Origin of the sequence: Sphingobium sp. (assembly GCF_041987595.1) — a bacterium.
GTDB lineage: Bacteria > Pseudomonadota > Alphaproteobacteria > Sphingomonadales > Sphingomonadaceae > Sphingobium.
Window position 1 is genome coordinate 1 of sequence record NZ_JBHIWJ010000171.1, and the last position, 4,773, is coordinate 4,773.

Sequence of the window (4,773 nt, forward strand, 5' to 3'; positions counted from 1 at the left end):
ACTTTATCAACCGGTGCCGCCACGGCCCCTTGCCTTATCGGAGACGCTATGACCGACCTGCAATATCCGGTGAAGGACAAGGTTGCGATTGTCACCGGCGGAGGAACCGGCATCGGTCTGGCCACCGCGCTCATGCTGGCGGGCCGTGGGGCGAAGATCGCCGTGGCAGGGCCGGAGGCTGCGCCGCTCGATGAAGCCGTCGCGCGGGTCGAGGCAACTGGCGGAGAGGCGATCGCCCTCATCATGGATGTCACCGACGAGGAGACGGTGGCGAACGGCATCGCCCAGGTCGTGGATCGTTTCGGCAGGCTCGACATCCTGCACGCCAATGCAGCGCAGACCGGTATGTTGGCCGGTGATGGGCTGATCGCAGATATGGATGCCGACTTCTGGGACCGTGCCTTTGCGGTCAACCTTCGCGGGGCGATGCTCACCGCAAAACATGCCATCCCGCGCATGATCGCTGCGGGCGGCGGTTCGGTCGTCTTTACCGGATCGGGCAAGGGCCTCGCCGGGGATCTCGACTTTCCCGCTTATGGCACGACCAAGGCCGGCCTGCTCAGCCTGTCCCGCTATATCGCCACGCAATATGGAAAGCAGGGCATCCGGTCCAATGTCGTCGTTGTCGGGCTGGTGATGACGGAGGCTCTGGACCGCAACATGCCGCCGGAGGCACAGGCGCTGATGCGGGAGCATAATATGGTCGACTATCTCGGTCGGCCGGAGGATATTGCAGAGGTAGTCGCGTTTCTGGCATCCGATCAATCCCGCTACATCACCGGCGCTTCGATTGTCGCCGACGGCGGGTTCACGTCCCATTCCGCGGTATTTGCAGACATGATGCGCTTTACCGCCAACCAATCGAAGGACATTCTATGACATTTCCTGCCATTGCCGTCGTCGGCGGCACCGGCAATCTGGGCGCTGCGATCGCCTGGCGGCTGGCGCGTGCCGGTTATCCCGTGACGATCGGATCGCGAAAAGCCGAAAGTGCGGAAAAGGCAGCCTCGGAACTGGGGCACGGTCTGCGCGGGGGCGCCAACGCGGATGTCGCGGCGGAAGCGGACATTGTCATCGTGACGGTGCCCTTTGCCGCACAGGAGGCGACGCTTCGCGACATTGCCCCCCATGTCGCGGGCAAGCTGGTCGTGGACACGACTGTCCCGCTCGTTCCGCCCAAGGTGATGCGCGTCCAGTTGCCGGATGAAGGCTCCGCCGCCCAGAAGGCGCAGGACGTGCTGGGACAGGATGTCACGCTGGTCTCCGCTTTCCACAATGTCGCCGCGCACAAGCTGGCGAAGGATGTCGATGTCGGGTGTGACGTGCTGGTATTTGGCGATGACAAGGATGCCCGGGCGCGCGTTGTGGCACTGGCTGATGCCATGGGGTTGCGGGGGCTGCATGGTGGTGCGCTCGTCAATTCCGCCGCTGCCGAAGCGCTGACGTCGATCCTGATCTTCATGAACAAGACTTATAAGGTCGACGGGGCGGGCATTCGCATCACGGGCGAACTCGTGCCGCTGGAGGCGTGACGCTGCCTTGACGGGTTCGAAGGAATCCGCCCATCGAAAGCCCTGACCCTCTCTTCGGACAGGGCGCGGCTGATGGTGAGGATGGGGGAAGGGCATTTTGCCGTGCCGAAAATCGTCGGGCACAGATTTCAGGGCGGCTTCCCCTTCCGGCGGGAAGGTGCCGCTCACCCGGCCCCGCTTATCCTTTCGCCCGGAGAATATGGGAGGATCATCATGAAGCTCAACATCGGCGTTCCCAACAGCATGCACGTCGCCGCGATGACGCAGCCCTGGGAATATGCTTTGACCGGAGATGACATCGGACAGGCGGTGGCGACGGCCGATCGACTTGGTTTCCACAAATGCATGCTGGGCGAACATTTCATCATCCCACAGGAACATATAGCGCTGTCGGGCGACCATTATGTTCATGGGACGGTTGCACTCGCCTTCCTCGCCGGTCGTACCAGGAATATGAAGCTCAGTTCCTCGGTGTCGATCCTGCCTCTGCAAAGCCCGATCGTTCATGCCAAGGCCTGGTCTACGCTCGACTGGCTGAGCGGCGGCCGGGCCACGGCCTTGTTCGGGGTCGGTTGGCTGAAGGAAGAGTTCGACATGCTGGGTGTGGACTTCCACCAGCGCGGGCGCATGGCCGATGAATATGTCGCCGCGATCATTGAACTGTGGACATCGGAAAAGCCCGAATTCGAGGGCGAGTTCGTCCGGTTCAGGAATGTCGGGTTCGCGCCCAAGCCGGTGCAGCAACCGCGTCTGCCGATCTGGTTCGGGGGCGATGCCGAACCGGTGCTCAGGCGCGTGGCGAAATTCGGCGACGGCTGGTCGCCCTTCCGCACCCCGCCGGAAAAATTCCCGGAATGCCTCGACTTCATCCGTTCGCAGCCTGAATATGACGGACGGCCGATCGACATGTTCTTTGCGCTCGAAATGCTCAATGTCGGCGCGCATCATGAGATCATGGATGACCCGCGCGCGCCCGGAACGCGGGACGCGCAAAAGGTCATCGATCAGGTGGGCTGGCTGAAGGAACTGGGGGTCAATGAAACCATCGTTCCGCTGCCGCCGGGCATATCCGGGCTGACCGAATATCTTGAGCGGCTCCAGTGGGTGGCCGAGGAAATCATGCCCAAAATCTGAAACCTGCCGGGGGAAAGGCGCGAGCTGGCGCGCTTTTCCTCATGGACATCGAAAGACTGGTCGGGAGGACTTGATGGCCCAATATGATGTTGTAGTGGTGGGATCGGGCGCTGCGGGCATGACTGCGGCGATCAGGGCCGCGTCCGCCGGGCTGTCGGTCCTCGTGCTTGAAAAGGCCGAACATTTCGGCGGCACGACATCGGTTTCGGGCGGCGGCATCTGGATTCCCGGCAGCCCGCAGGCCAAGGCCGCCGGTGTCGAGGACAGCCGCGCCGTGGCGCGCCAATATGTGCTGGACGTGATCGGACCGACGGCCAATCCCGCGTTGATCGACGCCTATCTCGACGCAGGTCCGGAAATGGTGGAATGGCTGGACAAGAACAGCGAGGTTCATTTCCTTCTCTCGCCGCCCAGCAGCGACTGGTACCCTGAAGTCGGCGGCGCCGCCGATCATGGCCGACTGCTTTCGCCACAGGAATATGACGGCAAGAAATTGGGCGATCACTTCGCCGAGCTTCGTCCGGCACGCGAGGAGTTCAACGCGCCGGGCGGCTTCATGATCGATCTGTTCGACCTTCCTTATCTGGCCGAGATGCCGTCGCCCAGGTCGCTGTTCCATTTCGGCAAGCTGGCCGCGAAATTTGGCCTGGACAAGGTGCGCCGCTATCCGCGCGGCACGCGGCTGACCATGGGCAATGCGCTGGCGGCGCGGCTGATCCGGTCGGCGATCGATGCCGGTGTCACGCTCCGCAAGGACGCCGCTGTCGATCGGCTGCTGGTGAAGGCCGGCCGCGTGACCGGCGTGCGCGTCGGCGGCGAGGACATCGAAGCAAGAGTTGGTGTCCTGCTGGCGTCCGGTGGTTTTTCAGCCAGTGAGCAGTTGCGCAAGGCCTATATCCCCTATGCCGAGGAGCATGTCTCGATCCTGCCCTATGAAAATACCGGTGACGGGATGAATATGGGGCTGGATGCCGGGGCGTCGCTGGATGGCGACAATCTGGTCAATGCCGTCTGGGCCGTGGTTTCCAAGATGACGCGGCCGGACGGCTATGTCGCGCGCTACGCGCATCTGATCGACATGTCGAAGCCCGGCTGCATCGCGGTCGATGCCAAGGGCGAGCGTTTCGGGAATGAGGCGTCCGTCCACTTCGTCGAGGCCATGCACCGGAGCGGCACCGTGCCCGCCCACATCATCGGGGATGCCGCGTTCATCAAGAAATATGGCATGGGCATGGTGTATCCCGGCGGCGGCGGTCTCAAGAAACTGATCGCGTCGGGCTATGTCACAGAGGCGCCCAGCCTGCGCGAACTGGCGGACAAGATCGGTGTGGACGCCGATGGGCTGGTGGCGACGGTCGCGAAAATGAACCGCTATGCCGAGACCGGCAAGGATCTGGATTTCGGCAAGGGCGATACGCAGATCGATATCGAGATCGGCGATCCCAGGCATCAGCCCAACCCGTGTCTTGGTCGGGTGGAAAAGGCACCCTTCTATGCCATCCAAATCTATCCGGGCGACGGGTCCACGACGGTGGGCCTCAAGATCGACGCGCAATGCCGCGTGATCGGAACAGATGGCGCGCCGGTAGCAGGACTGTTCGCGGCCGGGCTTGATGCCAATTCCATCTGGCGCGGCAAATCGCCGGCGCATGGCTGCAATGTCGGCCCGGCCATGGTGACAGGGTTCATCGCTGGCAAAGCCATGGCCGAGTCACTGGTGCCGGCCTGATTCTTTGGGGGGGACGGCAGGAGCCGGGGTCAAGGGTTATCCTTGGCCCCGGCTCCTGCCGTAGCAACTACTGAGATCAACCTTAAAGCATCGTGCGGAAAAGTGGAAACCGGTTTTCCGCATAAACGATGCGACAACAGAAACTTAGAGCGCGCGACCTGCGTCTAATTTAACGCAGCGCGCTCTAGCTGTACGCCGGTTCGGCAACCATGCCGGCCCGCGCCCGAGCCGTCGCCACCAGCTTGAAAAGACCCGCATTATAGTCGGTCAGCTGGTCCATGGTCAGATCCCGATAGGGCGTCATCGGGCAGAGCGAGTCCACCACATCCCAGAACGGCTCGATCTTTTCGAGAACTTCGTCCACCGGCCCGCAGGTCA

The 4,773-nt window shown here is 62.5% G+C and carries 4 protein-coding genes and 1 pseudogene; 4 read left to right on the plus strand and 1 reads right to left on the minus strand.

Annotated elements, in window-relative coordinates; translation table 11 throughout:
* Nucleotides 1-48 precede the first annotated feature (48 nt).
* The 4 genes from ACFC3J_RS22115 to ACFC3J_RS22130 all read left to right on the plus strand — a co-directional run bounded on the left by ACFC3J_RS22115 (nucleotide 49) and on the right by ACFC3J_RS22130 (nucleotide 4,395).
* Entirely contained in the window at nucleotides 49-879 is an 831-nt protein-coding gene (locus ACFC3J_RS22115; protein ID WP_066562977.1) for an SDR family NAD(P)-dependent oxidoreductase, read from the plus strand.
* Entirely contained in the window at nucleotides 876-1,532 is a 657-nt protein-coding gene (gene npdG, locus ACFC3J_RS22120; protein ID WP_066562976.1) for an NADPH-dependent F420 reductase, read from the plus strand. Before ACFC3J_RS22115 ends, npdG begins: the two co-directional genes overlap by 4 nt.
* A 213-nt stretch (nucleotides 1,533-1,745) precedes the next feature.
* Nucleotides 1,746-2,666, plus strand: coding sequence for a TIGR03619 family F420-dependent LLM class oxidoreductase (locus ACFC3J_RS22125; RefSeq protein WP_327754007.1), 921 nt, complete (start codon nucleotides 1,746-1,748; stop codon nucleotides 2,664-2,666).
* A gap of 73 nt (nucleotides 2,667-2,739) precedes the next feature.
* A complete protein-coding gene (locus ACFC3J_RS22130) occupies nucleotides 2,740-4,395 on the plus strand; it encodes an FAD-dependent oxidoreductase (protein ID WP_375198103.1) in 1,656 nt (551 codons plus the stop codon).
* A 184-nt stretch (nucleotides 4,396-4,579) separates the two neighbouring features.
* Here the strand turns inward: ACFC3J_RS22130 and ACFC3J_RS22135 are convergent.
* A pseudogene (locus ACFC3J_RS22135) lies at nucleotides 4,580-4,773 on the minus strand (LLM class flavin-dependent oxidoreductase); the annotation flags it as partial.

Excerpts from the sequence above, each read along its gene's own strand:
- ACFC3J_RS22115 (WP_066562977.1), top strand. The coding sequence starts at position 49 with ATGACCGACCTGCAATATCCGGTGAAGGACAAGGTTGCGATTGTCACC.
- ACFC3J_RS22130 (WP_375198103.1), top strand. The coding sequence starts at position 2,740 with ATGGCCCAATATGATGTTGTAGTGGTGGGATCGGGCGCTGCGGGCATG.
- ACFC3J_RS22125 (WP_327754007.1), top strand. The coding sequence starts at position 1,746 with ATGAAGCTCAACATCGGCGTTCCCAACAGCATGCACGTCGCCGCGATG.
- npdG (WP_066562976.1), top strand. The coding sequence starts at position 876 with ATGACATTTCCTGCCATTGCCGTCGTCGGCGGCACCGGCAATCTGGGC.